The organism is Terriglobus roseus (assembly GCF_900105625.1).
GTDB lineage: Bacteria > Acidobacteriota > Terriglobia > Terriglobales > Acidobacteriaceae > Terriglobus > Terriglobus roseus_B.
This window is the reverse complement of sequence record NZ_FNSD01000001.1, coordinates 2,740,024-2,759,427: the sequence shown is the minus strand read 5'-3', so window position 1 is coordinate 2,759,427 and position 19,404 is coordinate 2,740,024. Positions and strand designations below refer to the sequence as shown.

The 19,404-nt window shown below is 59.6% G+C and carries 9 protein-coding genes; 5 read left to right on the top strand and 4 right to left on the bottom strand.

Annotation, left to right across the window (positions count from 1 at the left end; all coding sequences use genetic code 11):
• Positions 1-960, top strand: coding sequence for a type I phosphomannose isomerase catalytic subunit (locus tag BLW03_RS11355; protein WP_074654141.1), 960 nt, complete (start codon positions 1-3; stop codon positions 958-960).
• On the opposite strand, the gene dnaB is transcribed toward BLW03_RS11355, so the two are convergent.
• Positions 957-2,342, bottom strand: coding sequence for a replicative DNA helicase (dnaB, locus tag BLW03_RS11350; protein WP_074654139.1), 1,386 nt, complete (start codon positions 2,340-2,342; stop codon positions 957-959). The two genes, BLW03_RS11355 and dnaB, sit on opposite strands and share 4 nt — an antisense overlap.
• A gap of 265 nt (positions 2,343-2,607) precedes the next feature.
• Here dnaB and BLW03_RS11345 point away from each other — a divergent pair, with 265 nt between their 5' ends.
• The 3 genes from BLW03_RS11345 to BLW03_RS11335 all read left to right on the top strand — a co-directional run bounded on the left by BLW03_RS11345 (position 2,608) and on the right by BLW03_RS11335 (position 5,191).
• A complete protein-coding gene (locus tag BLW03_RS11345) occupies positions 2,608-2,904 on the top strand; it encodes a DUF5076 domain-containing protein (RefSeq protein ID WP_074654138.1) in 297 nt (98 codons plus the stop codon).
• Between the two features lie 21 nt (positions 2,905-2,925).
• The gene (locus tag BLW03_RS11340; RefSeq protein WP_074654136.1) at positions 2,926-3,303 is read left to right on the top strand and encodes a VOC family protein; all 378 of its coding nucleotides are present in this window, start codon (positions 2,926-2,928) and stop codon (positions 3,301-3,303) included.
• Between the two features lie 163 nt (positions 3,304-3,466).
• Positions 3,467-5,191, top strand: coding sequence for an amidase (locus BLW03_RS11335; RefSeq protein ID WP_074654134.1), 1,725 nt, complete (start codon positions 3,467-3,469; stop codon positions 5,189-5,191).
• 252 nt (positions 5,192-5,443) lie between these two features.
• Here the strand turns inward: BLW03_RS11335 and BLW03_RS11330 are convergent, their stop codons facing one another.
• The 3 genes from BLW03_RS11330 to BLW03_RS11320 all read right to left on the bottom strand — a co-directional run bounded on the left by BLW03_RS11330 (position 5,444) and on the right by BLW03_RS11320 (position 17,141).
• Positions 5,444-8,806, bottom strand: a complete 3,363-nt coding sequence (locus BLW03_RS11330; protein ID WP_074654132.1) for a TonB-dependent receptor — start codon at positions 8,804-8,806, stop codon at positions 5,444-5,446.
• A gap of 505 nt (positions 8,807-9,311) precedes the next feature.
• Positions 9,312-12,749 carry a TonB-dependent receptor gene (locus BLW03_RS11325; protein ID WP_244502053.1) on the bottom strand — a complete coding sequence of 1,146 codons (3,438 nt, stop codon included), beginning with the start codon at positions 12,747-12,749 and terminating at the stop codon, positions 9,312-9,314.
• A 726-nt stretch (positions 12,750-13,475) separates the two neighbouring features.
• The gene (locus tag BLW03_RS11320; RefSeq protein ID WP_074654130.1) at positions 13,476-17,141 is read right to left on the bottom strand and encodes a TonB-dependent receptor; all 3,666 of its coding nucleotides are present in this window, start codon (positions 17,139-17,141) and stop codon (positions 13,476-13,478) included.
• Positions 17,142-17,899: 758 nt separating this feature from the next.
• On the opposite strand from BLW03_RS11320, the gene uxaC reads away from it, so the two are divergent.
• Positions 17,900-19,294 (top strand): glucuronate isomerase, encoded by a 1,395-nt coding sequence (gene uxaC, locus BLW03_RS11315; RefSeq protein ID WP_074654127.1) that lies wholly within the window; start codon positions 17,900-17,902, stop codon positions 19,292-19,294.
• Positions 19,295-19,404: the final 110 nt, after the last annotated feature.

The window sequence follows — 19,404 nt, the reverse complement described above, 5'->3', positions numbered from 1 at the left end:
ATGAGCACGCTGCCACCCTTCCGTCTGCACCCAAAGTTTGAGAGCCGCACCTGGGGCCGCCCCGATCTTTCGCCCTGGTACCCCACTGCAGTGCCCCAAGGCGACGCAGCAGCAGAGCCAATCGGCGAGGCCTGGCTGACCGGTCCCGCCAGCGTTGCGAATGACGGCCCTTATGCCGGCATGACACTGGGGGCTATCGCAACGGAACACACGGCGGAACTGTTGGGTCCCGCATCCGCAGACGCGGAATTCCCATTACTGGTGAAGCTGCTGTTCCCAGATGCGAAGCTCTCTGTGCAGGTGCATCCCAACGACGAGGAAGCAGCCGCAATGGGCATTGGCCGTGGCAAGACGGAGTGCTGGTACGTCCTGGAAGCCGAGCCTGGCGCCACCGTGGCCTGCGGTCTGAGAGCAGGTGTCGCTGTCACCGACCTGCGCACCGCGATTGCCGATGGCACAGCGGAAGACCTGCTGGAGCATCTGCCTGTCGCCAAGGGCGACATGGTCTTCGTCGACGCCGGTACCGTCCACGCCATTGGACCCGGTGTCACGATCCTCGAGGTTCAGCAGACCAGCGACACCACCTATCGCCTGTATGACTATGGCCGTCCACGTGAACTGCATCTGGAAAAGGGTCTCGCCGTCAGCAAGGCGGACACACGGGCAGGCAAGATCGCGCCCAAGCCGATTGAAGTGGGTGGCCGCACTGGAACACGCCTGATCGAAGAGCAGTACTTCACCGTCGACAGCTTCCAACTGCAGGCCGGTGACACCATCGACCTGAACGACGTACTTGACGAGCCACACTGCCTGATGGCGCTGTACGGCGATGCGGAAGTCGTCAGCGACGAAGCACGCGTCCTGATGCCCGCAGGATCCTCCGTGATCGTGCCTGCAGGAACCACAGGCATCACCGTAAAAGCCGCGAGCGCGATGGAACTGGTGCGGGCGACTCCTTAGTAGTCGCCGCCCGGCGTGCCGCTTGCAAGATTCTCAAAGCGTGTGAAGTCGGAAAGATAAGCCATCTTCACGGTGCCGGTCGGACCGTTACGCTGCTTCGCGATGATGATCTCTGCCTGTCCCTTAATATCTTCGTTCTCGCGGTCGTAATACTCCTCGCGGTGAATGAAGCAGACGACGTCGGCATCCTGCTCGATCGATCCGGACTCGCGAAGATCGCTCAGCAGCGGCTTCTTGTCGCCCTGCCGCTGTTCACTGCCACGCGACAGCTGCGACAGCGCGACGACGGGCACATTCATTTCCTTCGCAAGCGCCTTCAGGCCGCGTGAGATCTGCGACACTTCCTGGTTTCGATTCTCAGGCCGCTTGCCGCCCGGGCCCTGCGAGGCAATCGTCATGAGCTGCAGGTAGTCGATCATGATGAGATCGAGCTGCCCCTCCTGCTGCTTCAGGCGGCGCACCTTCGCACGCATCTCCGTCAGCGTGATGCCGGGTGTGTCATCGATGAACATCTTGCTGCTCATCAGGCGGTCGAGCGCGTTGATCAGTTTCTGCTTGTCTTCCTTGGGCAGGAAACCTGTCTGAATCTTGCGCGAGTTCACCAGTGCTTCGCTGGCGAGCATGCGTCGGAGCAGCGATTCCTTCGACATTTCCAGCGAGAAGACCGCGACCACCTTCGCATCACGCACCGCGCAGTTCTGCGCAATGTTGATAGCCCATGCCGTCTTGCCCATAGAAGGGCGTGCCGCAATGATCATCAGGTCAGCCTTCTGCAGGCCGCTGGTCATACGGTCGAACTCGGTGTAGTGCGTCTCCAGGCCGGTGATCTCGCGGCCCTGCTCGTAGAGTTGATCGATCGATCCGAAGCTCTCCGAGACGATCTGCCCGACGTCAGAGAAGCCACGCTTGATGGCTCCCTCACTGATCTCCATCAGGCGGTTCTCGACGTCGCCCAGCACGTCCATCGAGATCTCGGTCTGGTCGGCGGCGCGGTTCATGCCCAGCTCGCATACCTGCATCAGCTTCCGCATGATGCTCTTGTCCTTCACGACCTGGACGTAGCTCTCAATGGCCAGGTGCCGCGGCAGATCCTCGGCAAGCGACATCACATACGGCCGGCCGCCTACCGCCTCCAGCTCCCTTCGCCGGATCAGGATTTCGGAGACGGTGATGAAGTCGATGGCATGGCCCAGCTCCGACAACTCCAGCATGGCACCGTAGATGCGGCGATGAGAGTCCAGCGAGAAGTCGTCTGCCTGCAGCTTTGCCGTAGCATCAACAACCGCCACGGGGTCGGACAGCATGGAGCCAAGGATGACGCGCTCCGTGTGAACGGAGGCTGGAAGTCCGTCGCGCTCGACGATCTGGAGAAATGTTGCCATATGAGAAACCTTCGAGACGACGCACCAAGGTGCGCCTGTACCTACTCAGGATAGGCGGTTTTGAAGCCGCCGACGCGAGGTAGAATATGCGTCGAATTCGGTGCACACACTTAGTAATGAACGACTTTTCCTGCGATCTTTCTTGATCTGAGGAAATCTTCTCGCGGCGCACGAGCGGGAGACCGGTGTGCGAGCATCGCGCAGCACTCTCACGGCACCGGACGTCTCTGAGGTATCGTGTTGGTCACGGAGGATTCCCTCGTTCATGTCCCAAAAAGATGCTTTGCCCATTCCCGCCGCCGCCTCGCGCGACCCTCGCTCGCTGGAGATTTTGCGCGTCTGGATCGCTGGCGGCGAGCAGCACGTAGCGCTGGCGTTCGGCATGTGGGAAGAGCCCTCCGCCTGGGGCGTGCTTCTGGCTGACCTGGCACGCCATATCGCCGAAGCACACGCTCAGCAGGATGACCAGGTGGATGCCGAGGACTTCCTGGAGCAGCTTCGCGGCGGCATGGAGGCCGAACTGGACGGCCCCATCGACGAGATCAGCGGCAGCGTGCAGTAGAGCCATTTCAGGAGGCGGTCGATGGCAGCACCCGGCAATTTGATCGGCTTTGTTCCCATCACAGACATGGAGCGCGCTATCGCTTTCTATCGCGACACCGTGGGCCTGGAGTTCGTGAAGGACGACGGCTTCGCGCTCGTCTTTCAGAGCGGCGACAACATGATGCGCCTGGTGAAGATGGCTGCGGTGACGCCAGCGCAATTCACCATCCTGGGGTGGCAGACGACCTCCATCGAAGACGACGTAAAGTCGCTGACGGCTAAGGGCGTCGTCTTCAGCCGCTTCGGCTTCCTGCAACAGGACGATCTCGGCATCTGGTCCGCACCGGGCGGCGATAAGGTCGCGTGGTTCACCGACCCGGACGGCAACATCCTCTCCCTTTCGCAACACGTCGGTTGACGTAAGAGCGGGTGCCCCACGTCTCGCCTTTGAGACGTGGTTCGGTGATCCCGATACTTTCTACGGAAGGCGAAAACCCACGTCTCAGAAGCGAGACGCGGGGCACCCCATTTTATGAAAGGCTCGTGCTACAACGGATGCATCCTTCCGATCCGGAGCCTCCATGCGCCTGACCCTGCTTGCACTTGTTGCGGTGAGTCTTGTCCCGTCGCTTTCCGCGCAGGCACCCATCCCGGTTCCCGCGAATCTTCCCATCCTGCCCGCGACACAGCAGGCAAAGATGGACGCTGATCTGCTGGAGATCGACACCCCGCATCTGCAGGCGCTGTATGCAAAGCGCAAGTACACCGTGGAGCAGGTGACCCGCTGGTACATGGGCCGCATCGCTCGCTATAACGGCATCTACCGGGCGGTGCAGACGGTGGACACAGCGGGGGCGCTGGCAACGGCGAAGGCTCTTGACGCGGGCAAGCCCGATGCGACGAAGCCACTGTGGGGCGTACCCGTTGTGATCAAGGCCAACAGCGCGGTGAAGGGCCTGATCGACACGGACGGCTGGCAGGGCTTCGCCCTCCCCGGTCATCAGTTTGTCGCGGATAAGGACGCGACTGTGGTCGCCCGACTCCGCGCTGCGGGAGCCGTGATCCTCGGCATCACCAACATGCCGGACTTTGCCGCCAGCGATACGAATCGCTCCACTGCCTTCGGCCGCACCGGCAACGCATACGATGTGCGCTTCTCACCCGGTGGATCCAGCGGCGGAACCGTAACCGCGGTAACCAGTAACTTCGCCATGCTCGGCACGGGAACCGATACCGCCAACAGCATCCGCATGCCTGCCGGCACGAGCTCTGTCGTTGGCGTGCTGCCGACGCGCGGCCTCACCAGCATCGCCGGGATTGCGCCGTTGGACTGGCTGCTGGACAACACCGGCCCTATCGCACGCAACGTGACGGACGCAGCGATTGCACTCGATGTCATGAGCGGCGGAAAATCGCCCGCCGATCCCCCCGACTTCCGCACTGTTGGTGAAGGTCGCACCACCGGAGCAGACTCTGCACAGCTCGGCCCCTATCTTCCTTATCTGAAGAAGGACGCGCTCAAAGGCAAGCGCTTCGGTGTTCCGGCCTTCATCCTTGCCGGCAACACGGGCTTCGGTGTCAGCCAGCCCGCGCGGCCCAACAACGGCATGCAGCCGGAGACGCGCGCCATGCTGATGAAGGCCATCGACCAACTGCGTGCAGCAGGTGCTGAAGTCGTGATCGATGACACGCTGCTGCCCGACACCTTCGCGCAGGACATCCGCAAGATCACCACGACCGCCTACCGGCTCGACGGTACCAATGGCTGGCTTTCGACGTTTGGACCGGCAGAGTATCGCTCCGCCTCAGCCTACGAAAAGGCTATCGGATCACTACTGCCTGCGACCATAACGGGCGTACCGAATCCCAACGCACCACCCACTACACCACCGCGTCCGCCCACACCACAGGTTGCACTCAAGGGCGACCCGAATGCTGACACGAACTACTTCACGCCGCAACGCACCGCACTTACCGAATACACGGCAGCGCTTGATCGTCTGCGCCTGGACGGGCTGGTCTACCCTAGTGCGCAGATGCCGCCACCCGATGAAACCATGCCGCAGAACGGCCAACTCAGCAGCGGCCCGCACAGCAACACCGGTTGGGTGAACCGCATTGGCGTGCCTGCGGTGGTTGTGCCAGCCGGGTTTTACGACAGTGGTTTGCCCTTCGGCCTGGAGATCAGCGCACGCCCATGGCGCGACGGCGATCTGCTCGGCTGGGCCTACGCCTACGAGCAGGCCACAAAGCTGCGCCGGCCACCGGTGCTCGTCGAGATCGGCCTGCTTCCAAACGCGCGATAAGCGCCGACCTATCGAACCACGCAAGATCGGGTGCCCCATACGTGGCAAAGCCATGTGCGGGATCCGTGAACCAACAATCCCACACATGCGCAAAAAGCGCGCATGAATGAGGCGCCAATATAGTGGCGCGCCCGGCAGCAATGAATCGGCAAGCAGAAGAGGCAGGAACCACGCCTTCGCGTATTCCCTGCCTCTTTGCTTTGACACGATGGAGGCGCGGGCTGATCTCCGCGCCATCCTTGGTTTGTAGCGTTAGAACAACACCTTCACAGCGAGCTGGATGCTGCGGTTATCAGCCGAGGTGCTCTGTACCTTGCCGAGTGTGGCAGGCGTGTTGATGTTGTTAGCGGGTGTGGAGAAGATACCGCGGTTGATGATGTTGTAGGCTTCCGCACGGAACTGCGTGTTGAAGCGCTCGTGGATCCGGAAGTTCTTGATGGCGGAGAAGTCGACCTGTGCCGTACCAGGACCACGACCCGTGTTACGCGTTACCCAACCCTGAACGATGGGAAAAGCGCGTGCTGAGGAGTTGTAGGTACCGTCGGCGTTGCGGGTGACGGTCGCGGCGACCGGGGAACCCGAATATGCCGTTGCATCGAACCAGTTGAAGGGCGAGGGGTTCTTTTTGAAGGAGCTGGCCACGGTACGACCGGGCGCAAGCCAAACGCGGCAGGAGATATTGCCCGCAAAGTTGCAACCGGAAGCGTTGATGCTGAAGGGGTAACCCGTGCGGAGCTGTACAGCGGGCTGAAGTGTCCAACCGCCGAGTAGAGCCGTACCGATCTTGCCCTGCGCGAACGCCTTGCCCTTACCGAAGGGCAGTTCATAACCGCCGGAGATAGCTGCGCGATTGCGAACGTCGAAGTTCGAGTACGAGTGATCGAAGGCCGTGTTGGTAGCGAAGGACGAGTCGTTGGAACCGGCCTCACCCGAGCTGTTATCCAGGTTCTTCGACCACTGGTAGCTGCCAAGGATGAAGAGACCGTTCTTGGCACGCTTCTCAACCTTGACGGAACCGCCGTTGAAATTGGAAGCGCCAAACGTTGTGCTGGTCAGGATGCCCTGGCCGAACTGTGTGTAAGGACGTGTGCAGACGGTGGGATTCGTGGGCAGGACAAAGGGGTACTGGATGCACTGGTTCTGGTCATAACGCTTCCAGAGCTTGTGCGTGTTGCTGCCGGTGTAAGCGAATTCCACAAGCAGGCCGTGACCCAGGTCCTGCTGCAGGCTCAGGTTCCACTCCTGCGTCAGCGGCCGACCATTGTCCGGACGGATGGAGAAGGGCGACGGAATCTGCGTTGCGGTGAGCGGGTCCGGGAAAAGATTGTTGGTGAAGACATTGCTGAATGCCTGCTGGAAGTACAACGGAGCTGCGTAACGCGTGAACTGCAGCTCGTTGGTGTTCAGGTTCTCGAGGTAGATACCGTAACCGGCGCGGATAACCGTGCCGGAGTTCGGCTGGTAGGCAATTCCGAGGCGGGGCATGAAGCCCTTCTTCTGCGGATTGACGATGCCGGGCTGGTAGGTCCGCGAGAAGTCGATGTACGGACGGTACGCTGCGGGGATGTTCGTCGGGATCTTGCTGAAGGTGATCAGGCCGGTGGTCGGATCAAGCGAGCCTTCCTGGCCGTTCTGCTCCACGAAGGGCGAGTTGTACTCCCAACGCATGCCGGCGTTGACGGTCAGACCGTGACCAACCTGCCATGTGTCGTTGATGAAGGCACCGTACGTGTTGTCGCGGTAGTGACCCAGCGTGGTGCCCGTGTTGCCATTGCACGAAGAGGTGCAATAACCGCGGGCGTAGTTTTCGAACTTCGTGTAAAAGGTGCCGGTGACAGGGTTGGTCTTGTTCGCGGCATCGCAAACGGTGGCGCTGCAGTTGTCGAAGGTTGCTGCGCCGCGAGCATTGTTGTCCGCGATCTGCCAAAGACGGCGGTTCTGAAACTGGAAGCCGGCCTTGAGCGTGTGCTTGCCCAGAACGTCCGAGATGGAGTCGCCGGCGCTGAGGATGTTTTCGTGACCGCCCTGGTCACCACCACCGTCGCCGACGTTGGTGAAGCCATTGATGGTGAATGCGGCGCGGCCGTTCTGACGCGGACTGTTCGCTGCGGTCAGGTTGCTGAGACCTTCCGCGACTGCCCAGTTGCCATTGGGCCCCTGGCTCTGCAGCACGCCGAGCGTGATGTTGTAGAACTCGTTCCAACCGACACGAACTTCATTCACGATCTTGCTGCCGATGACGTAGGTGTTGCCGAGCACGGCGTTGCGTCCCAGCAGAGGGTTTGAATTGCTGCTGCCGTTGACCAGCGGTGTGATCTGGCTGGAGTCGTAGTTAATGTAACGGCCAAAGATCGTGCTCTTCTGCGAGACCGTCCAGTCGCCACGGACCGTGTACTGGTTGTAGTTATCCGTGAACGGCGCGGTGAAGGTGTAGTTATTACCACCGGCGATGGTGCCCGTATCGCTGGCCACCGTGGGATACGTGGGGTTCAGTGCGATGGCTGCGCGGCTGGTCAGCGCAACAGTCGGTGCTGCGGTCGGCGTGTTGCCGCCATTCAGCTGGTTCTTCGTGGGGAAGAGACCGAGCAGCACGGTGTCACGCGACGAGCGCAGCCCCTCATAACCACCGAAGACGAACAGCTTGTCCTTGATGATGGGGAAGCCGAGGGTGCCACCGAACTGGTGACGCTTGAAGTCAGGCTTCGTGGGGTTGCTGGCGTAGGTCGCGAAGTAGTTGCGCGCGTCGAAGATGGCATTACGGGCAAACTCGTAACCCGATCCGTGGATCTGGTTCGTACCCGATTTAGTCACCATCGAAACGACAGCCTGGCCCTGACCGTACTCCGTGGAGAAGGTCGATCGCAGCAGGTTGAACTCCTGCAGCGTGTCGGTGTTGGGAACCAGCGAGAGCGTGTTGAAGCGGACCGAGCGGATGTAGGTGCCGTCAAGAACGTAGTTCGTCGAGCTGGCGCGACCACCATCAACGGTGATGTACAGCGAGCGGGATCCGCAGGCGGCGCAAGGATTTCCGGTCTGGTTTTGCTGTGCGGGCGAAACACCCGGCGCCAGCGTTGCCAGCTGGAGAACGTTACGGCCGTTCAGCGGCAGATCGTTGATCTGCTTCTGATCGATGACCTGGCCGACGGTAGCTTCCTGCGTCTGCAACTGGGGCGGCAGCGTAGAGACTTCTACCGTCTCGTCTGTACCGCCGACGGCGAGAACCACCGAGCCGTTGGCGCTCTTGCCGATCTCGACGTCGATCGCGGGAATGACAGAGGTTTTGAAGCCGGCCTTCTCGACGCGAATGGTGTAGCTGGAGGGCGGGATGTTGGCAATGGACCAGTCACCCTGATCATTGGTGATGGCTGTGCGCTCAGCCTTCGTGCCGTTGTTAATCAGGTGAACCGTAGCGCCGGGAACGGTGGCGCCGGTCTGGTCAGTAACCTTGCCGGCTGCGTCTGAACTGGAGCTGGCCTGGCCGTAGGCGGACGGGGTTGCGACGTTGAGTGCCAGAACTGGCACCGCAGCCATCAGGATTGCCAGGGATGAACGGCGCGCGGTGCGTACCGCTGCATGCCATGCACTCCCGGGAGAGAGAGCTTGTTTCTTAAACATCGGTGTTGCCTCCAAAATCGTCCTCATGTGAAGCCTTACCTACACCGCCTGTATTGCAGGGCGAACCCGGTAGTTTCCGGCTCGTGTGCAGGCAGGCGAGGCGCCGAATTTCGATCTTGCGCGACTGCCGAATCATCATTGAGACGATTCATTCTTTCGCGGTATTGCAATGCAAGATCTCAGCGACGGAGGATTATGCCATAAGCAAGCAATCGTTGAAAACCGGCGTAAAAAGTGGCATGAGCAACTGTCCCGTTTTTTGAGACGCATCAATCCGCACACGCACGACGGCGTTCCGCAGACTTGAAGTCACTGCGGAGTGAAGTAACAGATTTTCCCAGTATTGAAACGTTTCGACATGCGATACGACACTGAGGCTGCAGAAGTGGAGCCGTCGCATGATGCGAAACAAGAAAGCCTGACGGCCCCATGATCGGGGTTCGTCAGGCTTCTTCACGGCAGAGTCGAACGTGCTCTTCGACCTTTGGTGCGGGTTCAACTTTGGTTAGAAGGTCCCCTTGATGGCGAACTGCAGGCTGCGGTTATCCAACGAGGTTCCAGTGATTCTGCCCACCGCTGTTGGCGTGCCAAGAGCACCCGAGGGATTGTTAAAGATACCGTGGTTGATGATGTTGTACGCCTCAGCACGGAACTGCATGTTGAACCGCTCATGGATCCGGAAGTTCTTGATGCCCGAGAGGTCGAACGAAACAGTGCCAGGGCCACGACCGGTGTTACGCGTCACCCAACCCTGAAGGTTCGGGATGGGACGGGCTGCGGAGACATAGGCACCGGGAGTACCGGTGAAGGTTGCCACCGTTGGTGACTGCGAATAGGCCGTGGGGTCGAACCAGTTGCTGATCCCACGGTTGGCCTTGTAGGAACTCGCAACCGTACGGCCGGGAGCGAGGTAGACGCGGCAGGCGATGAAGTTCGCGAAGGCACAGCCTGAACCAGCGATGTTGAATGGATACCCCGTGCGCAATTGAACCGCCGGCTGCAGGCTCCAGCCACCGGCCAGCGCTGTACCAACCGGGCCACTGAACATCTTGTGTCCCTTGCCCATCGGCAGTTCGTATCCACCCGAGATGACCGCACGATTGCGGACATCGAAGTTGGAATAGGAGTGATCGAACGACGTCGTCGTCGCGTAAGACGAATCGTTTGCACCCGCCTCACCCGAGATGTTGTCCAGGTTCTTCGACCACTGGTAGCTGCCCAGGTAGTACAGACCGTTCTTCGTCCGCTGTTCGAGTTTGATCGAACCGCCGTTGAAGTTCGCGGAGCCTAACGTGGAGCTGGTAAGGATGCCAGGACCAAATTGCGCGAACGGGCGTGTCGTCAGATTCGAAGCGATCTGGAACGGGTACTGGATGTACATGTTCTGGTCGTAGCGCTTCCACATGTGGTGCGTGTTGCTACCCGTGTAAGCCATTTCCATAATGACGCCATGCCCCAGATCCTGCTGCAGGCTGACATTCCATTCCTGCGTCAACGGCTGCTTGTTGAACGGGAAGATGGAGAACGGAGCGGGCAGGGTCGTGGACGTGGTTGGATCCGGATACAACGAAGGCTGGTTGACCGGCACGCCGTTGTTAAAGTAAGTGCCGCCGTTAACGAACTGGTTGTTGAACGACTGCTGGTAATACAGCGGCGCAGCGTAGCGGGTGAACTGCAGTTCGTTTGTATTCAGGTTGTCGAAGTAAATGCCATAGCCGGCGCGAACGACGGTTCCGGGATGTACCTCATACGCCAGACCAACGCGGGGCATGAAACCCTTCTTGAAGGGCTGGATGATACCCGGCTGATAAGTGCGGCTGAAGTCAATATAGGGACGATACGAAGCGGGGATGACCGCCGGTATTTTTGTAAAGGTAATGAGGCCCGTACCTGGATCAAGCGATCCCTCGAGCTGATTCTGCTCGTGGAAAGGCTGGTTGTACTCCCAACGCAAACCAAGGTTGGCAGTCAGGCCATGGCCGATGTTCCAGGTGTCCGAGATGAAGGCACCGTAGGTGTTATCGCGATAGTGGCCAAGGGTTGTGCCCGCGTTGCCGTTGCAGCCCGAGGTGCACATGCCTCGCGCGTAGTTTTGGAACTTGTTGTAGAAGTAAGTCGTTCCGTTCACAACGTAAGTCTTCGTTCCAACAGGGCAGTTGCCCACTGAGGTCACGTTGGTTGGATCATTCGGACCAGTCGGCGTGTAGCCTGCCGCATAGGTCGCCGGGGTGCAGTTATCGAAGGTCGCAATCCCTCGAGAGTTGTTATCGGCAATCTGCCACAGTCGGCGATTCTGGCCCTGGAAGCCCACCTTGAGTGTGTGCTTGCCGAGTACGTCGGAGAGCGTGTCACCAACACTCAGGATGTTTTCATGGCCGCCCTGGTCACCTGAGCCGTCGCCTACATTACCAAATCCAGCAATCGTGTATCCAGCGCGACCGTTCTGCCGTGGGCTGCTCAGTGCTGTCACATTGCTGAGGCCTTCCACGGCTGCCCAGTTGGTGCTGGAGTTCTGCAGCACGCCAAGCGTGATGTTGTAGAACTCATTCCAACCAAGACGGACCTCGTTCACCAGCTTGGAAGTGATGAGATAGGTGTCGCCCAGCACAGCATTACGACCAAGCAGCGGGTTTGAGGTGGAGCTGCCCGTTGCAGTGGGCGTTACCTGGCTTGCATTGTAGTTGGCGTAGCGGCCAAACATGGAGTGCTTGGAGGTGAGCGTCACATCGCCGCGAACGGTGTACGAGTCATAATTATCCGTGAACGGCAGGATCAGGGCATAGTTGTTAGCCCCATTGATGGTGGCAGCGTCGCTGGTCAAAACCGGATACGTCGGGTTGAGTGCCCGTGCCACCGAGTTTGTCACAGTTAAGCCGGCAGGGTTGGTCTTGCTGTAACCAATCGGCGTGCGGTACTGCTGCGACGGTGTAGACGGCAGCGCCTGGCTGCTGGTCGCATCCCATGTGCCGTTCAGCTCGTTCTGCGTCGGGAACAATGCCTGGTTGACCGTGGATCGCGACGACCGCTGGCCTTCATAACCACCAAAGATAAAGAGCTTGTCCTTGATGATGGGACCGCCAAAGGTGCCACCAAACTGGTAACGATGGAAGTCCGGCTTGGGGCCCGTAGAAGGAGGTGCGAAGTAATTCCGGGCGTCAAAGATGCCGTTACGCGCAAACAAGTAACCAGACCCGTGAAGGCTGTTCGTACCGGACTTCGTCACCATCGAGACAACCGCCTGCCCCTGGCCATATTCGGTTGAGAAGGTCGAGCGAAGCAGGTTGAACTCCTGCAGGGTGTCGGTGTTCGGCAACAGGGACATGTTGTTGAAGCGAACCGAGCGAACATACGTTCCGTCGAGCACGTAGTTCGTGGAGTTACCGCGGCCACCGTCGACTGTGATGTAAAGGTTGCGAGAGTTGGAGGCGGTGCCGGTCTGCGCCGGTGCGCCTGTCTGTCCAGTCTGTGGTGGTGAAACGCCCGGGGCGAGGGTCGCAAGCTGGAGGACGTTACGGCCATTCAATGGAAGATCGTTGATCTGCTTCTGATCGATGACCTGTCCAACTGTCGCTTCCTGCGTCTGCAACTGTGGCGGCAGCGTGCTCACTTCAACGGTCTCCGTCGACCCACCTACCTGCAGCGTCATGGAGCCATTCGCGGTCTGACCGATCTGCACATCGAGCGATGGAATCGTGGAGGTCTTGAAGCCCTGCTTCTCCACACGTACCGAGTAGTTTGCAGGTGGGATGTTTGGAACGGACCATTCGCCGGAACCGTTGGTCTGGGTCGTACGTTCGGCCTTCGTACCGTTGTTGATGACGTGGACGGTGGCTCCAGGCACAACCGCGCCGGTGATGTCCGTGACCTTGCCGGCAGCGTCGGAACTGGAGCTGGCCTGGCCGTAAGCCGCAGGCGACAGGACACCGACTGCTGCAAGGGGCAATGCAGCCAGGAGGAGAGCCAGAGAGCTGCGGCGCGCCGTGCTCCGAACAGCGGAACTCCACGATGAAGCGGTCTCGTGTGATGGCGAAGGACTCACGGCATGGCCGCCGGTCCGTTTCGCGCGTTGGTGCTGAGTGATTTCCAACATCGTTGTGCCTCCAAATTTTTGCTGCTCGCGGACTTTCATGAACCCGCTTTCGCAACCCGGGGCGGGAAAGTTTTGAGACGTTTCACTTCGCACCGGTACAGACCCGTCGCTTCCGGTCCCCTCCCGCGCCCGCAGATGTTCCGGTTGGAACGTTCAACGCGCATTTCGTGGGATCTTCTCGACGGCGGGCCTTATATCACACGGAAAAATTGAAAAGAAACAGTTATTTTCCGGTCGGCACCACGCGTAACCTGCTGTTGTGCAATGCGATACGCACTTTGCGGCTTCACAATAACGATTCATTTCGTACTGCGAAATAAGTTGTGAAAGTCCGTTCACGGGCGCTGGTTTTGCTCTGCAAAATGTGCCCGACGTGTCAGGCGCGATGTTGCTCGCCGCCCCATCCGTTCCCGCAGTCATGCGCTCGAGACCGCCGATGAGATCTTTCCCGTGTCTGCCGGGAAGCACATCGAGCGGCCTTCTCGTGGCGAGAGGCCGCTCGATGGAGTCACTCTTTGGGCGCAAAAAAAAGGGGCCCCGCAGATCGCGGGACCCTGTGGAGGTGTTGCTTCTGAGGGCTTAGAAGGTGATCTTTCCGCCCAACTGGATGATGCGTGCGAAACCTACCGTGTTCGTGATGTTTCCCAATTGGGTGGCACCCGTATTACCGCCTGTAACGGTCGGTGCTGCATTGATGCCGTTCTGACTCACGATCAGCACGGTATTCGGCGCGTCGAATTGTGGTGTGTTGAAGGCGTTCAACGCCTCAGCACGGAATTGAGCTTTTACGTGTTCCCCAATGGAGAATGACTTGTTGATCGATACGTCCGAGGTGTTGATACCCGGTCCGCGGCAGGGCAACAAGCGTGGCGCCGTACCGAAGGTGAAGGGTTGCGCGGCTGAGAAGGCATTCGCGTTCAGGTACTTGGGCAGCACGCCATAGGCCGTGTTGCCCAGGCGACCCTGAGGACTTCCGCTGCGGCAGGCATCATGCGCATCGCCCACCAGGTTCGGACGCTGTGTCGCACCACCGAAGCCCGTGACGCCGCGATCGCTGTTCATGTTGGTCTGCGAGATGGGCAGCGGCACGCCGTTCTGCATGATCCACTCGTCGTTGATCTGCCAGCCGTTGATGGCCTCGTCCACCAGACGGTTCACGTGGCTACCAATTAGTTTGCCGCGACCGAACGGCAACTCGTACGAGATGGCTGCGGTGAAGCGGTTGGGTACAGAGCTGAGCGCGCGGGAGTATTCCGCCTTCGGGTTAAAAACATCCTGAGGTCCGCCAGCCGAATAGATCTGCGAGGAAGCGCTCCACAGATTGTCCCAGTTGGCAGCCCAGGTGTAGGTGCTAAGAAGCGTGACGCCGTGCGACATCCGCTTCTGCACCTTGACGGCCATCGAATTGTAGTTCGAGTAGCCGTTGGAGCCGTTGACGGTGACACCGGTGAACTGTGGGAAGGGCAGCAAAAGCTGGGCGCGCCGGACGGTTGGGGTCAGGGATGTGGCGTAGTTGGTTCCGCCAGAAGCGACCGAGGCCACGTAGTAAGGATTGGTCACGGTCGTTGTCAGGTCCGTTCCAGCAACCTTGGCGGCGGAAAGCTGCGAAGCCGATGCCTGGTCAATGTTGTAGGAGTTTGCGATGTTGCGGGAGTGAGCGCCAACGTAACTCAACTTGAAGACGAAGCCGGCCGGCAATTCCTGTTGAATGTCCGCCGAGTATTGCTGGACGAATGGAAAGCGGCGAGCGAAGTCCTGCAGCGTGGCGAGCGAGCTCCCCAGGCTTGTGAGCGGTCCGAGGCTGTTGCCCGATGGCGTGATGAGACCGGTCGGGAACGGTGTTGACAGGTACGCCGCCGAGCCTACCTTCGTGCCGGCTGCGGCGCCTGAGACGAAGTCGACCGGCGTGTAGCTGGTCGTCTGCGCATAACCGATCGTTGGGTTCACGATGCCGACAGGCGCGTAGAAGACACCAAACCCCGCGTGAAAGACTGTCTTCGGCAGCACCTGATATGCGATACCGATGCGCGGTGAAAACTTCACGTGGCTCAGATTGCAGCAGTGAGTGGGAGCGCCGTTTTGACCGGCATAGCGAAGACCACCCTTTGCCGTGCCAATGGCAGAGCCCGGGATCGCATAGCTGATGTTCTGGTCGAATCCGACATTGAAGTTGTTATTGCGCTCCTTCTCGCCCAGTTCGTACTCATAGCGCACACCGACGTTCAGTGTGAACTTCGAGGTCAGACGGACATCGTCCTGCAGGTAGACCGCATGATAGTTCTCGACGAAGCTGTTGGCGATGGCGGTAACCTGCGCTGTTGCCGTCGCAGGCAGGCCCATCAGGATGTCCGCATAGGCATACGGTCCCGACACGGTACCACCTGTCTTGTTGGAGTAGGCGCCCGTGAAGTTGAAGGTGCCGCCGCCATTGGCCGTCGAGGGGTTGTATGCGCTCATCGCACGGAAGACATAACCAAACTTCACATTGTGCTTGTTCAGCGTCTTGGTGAAGCCCACAACCAGGTTGCGTGAGAAGTTGATTGTGGGACCGCTGTTGGATGCGCCGAGGCCGATCGACCCCATGCCGATGTTCGAAATGCCGATGGACGGAAAGGTTTTCGATTGGAACTGGTTTACCAGGGAAGACGGGAAACCCGAGCCGCCGAATCCGCTGGTGGCGTCGAAGCCGGTAGACCCCTGCAACGTGCCGCTGTAATAGCGGTTGAAGCCATATCCAACCGTCAGCAACAGCGTGGGGCTGATGGTGAAGGTGTTGTTCAGGGCCGTCGCGTCGTTGTAACGCAGGAGCTTCTGATTACGGCTCGAGACGAGAACACCGATCGTATCGCCCGTGGGCTCCTGCGTCGCCAGGTGCACATAGGAGCTGGATGCCGTCCACCACGGAGCGAAGGTGTGGCTCAGCTTTCCGCTGTACATGTCGGAACGAGTCTTGAACGTTACGTTGTTGGTGAAGTTATTCTGCGGGCCGGCCAACGCCGCGGCATATCCGATATTGCTCTGCGGTGCCGGAAACTGATTCAGAATGTATTTCCCAATGGGATTGATATACGACGTCGGGATCACATTCTTTGTGCCGGAGGTGCAATCGCCGGCGCTAGTAATCTGGCACACACGGTTGGAACCCGTGGGATTACCCCGGGTCGGGTCATACAGCGTGATGCCGTCGCCAGAGAAGTCGCCGTTGCGTTCTGCCGCCGTGGGCAGAAAGAATGCCGTGGTTGCACCGGTCAGCGGCTGTGCCTGTCGGTAACCTTCTTCTGTCACCCAGAAGAAGGTGTTATCCAGCCATTTGATCTTCTTCATAAAGGGCAACGGACCACCGAAAGCGCCGGCGTACAGGTAGGTCGTGTTGTCCAGTGTGGCGCCCTTAAGACCGGTGGTCGCGTTGGCCGGATTGAACCATAGGTTGGCAGACCAGGGTGTCTGGCGCGTCTCGCCGTAAAGCGAACCGTGATATTGCGTCGAACCTGACTTGAGCGAGGTGTTGAAGATACCGCCACCGGTCCGGCCCGCCTCAGCATCGTAGGTATTCACCTGCACTTTGGCGTCAGACACAGCCTCAGGTGAGGGAATGAAGGTGACACCACCCGACGATGTCGAAATGGGAATGCCGTCGACGACGTAGTTATTGGACCCAATGGGAGCGCCGGCCAGTGAAACTTGTGAGAGGCCCGTCTGATCTTCCGCGCGAACATAACGCGGATCGCCTGTGGTGACCACGCCGCTGTCGAACTTTTCAAAGATGAATGGATTTCGCCCCAGATTCGGCAGGTCCTGAATCTGCTGTTCGCTGAACAGTTGTCCACCGGAGGCACTTGCGGTATCCAGCAGTGGCGACTCCGCAGTCACTTCGACGGTCTCTCCGGATGCGCCGATCTGCAGCGAAGCATCGATGGTAGTGGTCGCACCGAGTTCCACGCGAAGGCCGCTATCCTCGTAGGTCTTGAAGCCCTTGTCCACAACGGTAATGCGATAGTTGCCGGGATCGACCGCACTGAAGACGTAGTCGCCTGCGTCGGTGGTATGCGAGGAACGCTCGACCTTCGTATCAAGGTTGGTCAGCGTTACCTGCGCGTCCTTGATATGGGCTCCCGTTCCGTCCTTGATCTGACCACGAACGGAGCCGTAATTCGTTTGCGCAAGCGCGCCCGGGGCGCTTGCAAGCATCACTACAGCGGCGACGGCCGTTGGTACTAGCCGAAGCCCTGAGAACGAAGATCTCATCTACTGCCTCCTGAAAAGAACAACTGAAACAAGGCACAAAACCGCGAACACACTGTGCCACTGGGTGCACGCGCGACATCAATCGAATCTGGAACACGAATGGGCTACCGCCTCGCGGAATGCCATCTCTGCGAAGAGACGACGGTGCAAGCGCGCGGAAGAACCACATGCGGGAACGCTGGACTGTCAGAACGAAAAACGATGAAGACGGAACAACTGCTACGGCGTACGACGTTGCGCTGCGGGCCGCCTCGGCGAGACGGCATGGACATCAGAGAGAACTGACTGCAGTGACACGTTTGGAGCAGGTGAGACCAGCACTGGAGATCGTTTCCCAGGCCCGTATTTCCTTGGGCTGGAGAGATTCAGATGTTGGAGTAATGCGAACGTAACATTGCGCCATGGGCGTGTCAAAGATAATTGTGCGTGGTTGCAAAACGCCCGGGCGATAGTCGCGCATCCACTCTTCCCTGCTGCTGATAAGGGTTTCCCAATTTAGGTTGTTTACCTAACTATTGGCGGCAGCGGGTGCTCCAGACGGTGATCGAAGTCCACGCGACCTCTCTGAGCGAATACAACGTGTCGACGCATCGCTTCTTTGCGCTTGCCGACACACAGGGGAGAGCGGGGCTGGACGGCCGAGGCACCCGAACGGTGCGCAGGAGTGCGTTTGTGCGGACCTGGGGCACAGAGGTTTATGGTGGTATGACCACCGGACCTGCGGTGGCAGTGAATGCTCAGTTTTGAAGGACGACCCAATGGCCCTGCTGCACGATGACCGGCTGTTTCCGGCAGACCCCACTACCCGCGACATCGCACGCCGGCTGTATGCGACGGTGCGCAACCTACCGATCATCAGCCCGCATGGTCACACGAATGCCGGCTGGTTCACCTCGAATGAGGCGTTCCCCGATCCTGCGAAGCTCTTCATCCAGCCCGACCACTATGTCCATCGCATGCTGTACAGCCAGGGCGTGCGCCTGGAAGAGCTGGAGATCGGCAAGCCGGTGATTGAGAATCCGCGCGCCGTCTGGCATATCTTCGCCAAGCACTACTACCTGTTTCGTGGCACGCCGTCGCGCCTGTGGCTGGATTACGCCTTCCAGGAGCAGTTCGGCATGACCGAGCGCCTGAGCGAAAAGACCGCCGACCTGTACTTCGACACCATCAGCGAGAAGCTGGCAACGCCGGAGTTCCGGCCACGCGCGCTGTTCGAAAGCTTCAAGATGGAAGTGCTGGCGACGACCGATGCCGCCACCGATCCTCTGACGGACATTCAGACCCTGCGCGCAGGCGACTGGAAGGGCCGCATCATTCCCACCTTCCGTCCGGACTCCGTGGTCGACCCTGAATTTGCAGGGTTCCTCGAGAACATCGACAAGCTTGGCCAGATCAGCAATGAAGATACCTCTTCCTGGAAGGGATATCTCAACGCCCTGCGCAAGCAGCGAGAACGCTTCAAGTCCCTCGGCGCGACGGCCACCGATCACGGCCATCCTACCGCTCGCACTGCCGACCTGGATGACGAGGAGTGCGAGGCACTCTTCGCCACCATTTTGAACGGCGATGCCGACGAAGATGACGCCGAGATCTTCCGCGCGCAGATGCTGACGGAGATGGCGAAGATGTCGGTCGAAGACGGCCTCGTCATGCAGATCCACCCGGGCAGCATGCGCAACCATAACTTCGAGATCTTCGAGAAGTTCGGCCGCGACATGGGCGCGGACATCCCGACGGCAACGGACTATGTGCACGCGCTGCAGCCCATGCTCGACATCGTGGGCAATGAGCGTGACCTGACGATCATCCTGTTCACGTTGGACGAGACCGTGTTCAGCCGCGAGCTGGCGCCTCTGGCGGGTCACTATCCCGCGCTGCGACTGGGACCGCCGTGGTGGTTCCATGACAGCTTCGAAGGCATGATGCGCTTCCGCGAGACAGCGACCGAAACCGCCGGCTTCTACAACACGGTGGGCTTCAACGACGACACACGCGCCTTCCTGTCGATTCCGGCACGGCACGATGTGGCTCGCCGTACGGACTGCGCGTTCCTGGCTCGGCTGGTAGCGGAGCATCGTCTGGATGAGGACGAGGCCTTCACCCTGGCGCAGGATCTGACGGTGAACCTGGTGCGAGCGGCTTACAAGTTGTAACGCGCGATCCGATCACTCGCCATTCGCGAGGAGTTTTGGTGCCCCATTCTTTTGCAGCTTCATCGCGAAAGAATGGGGCAATCGGCTTCTGCTCAACCGGCTTTACGCTA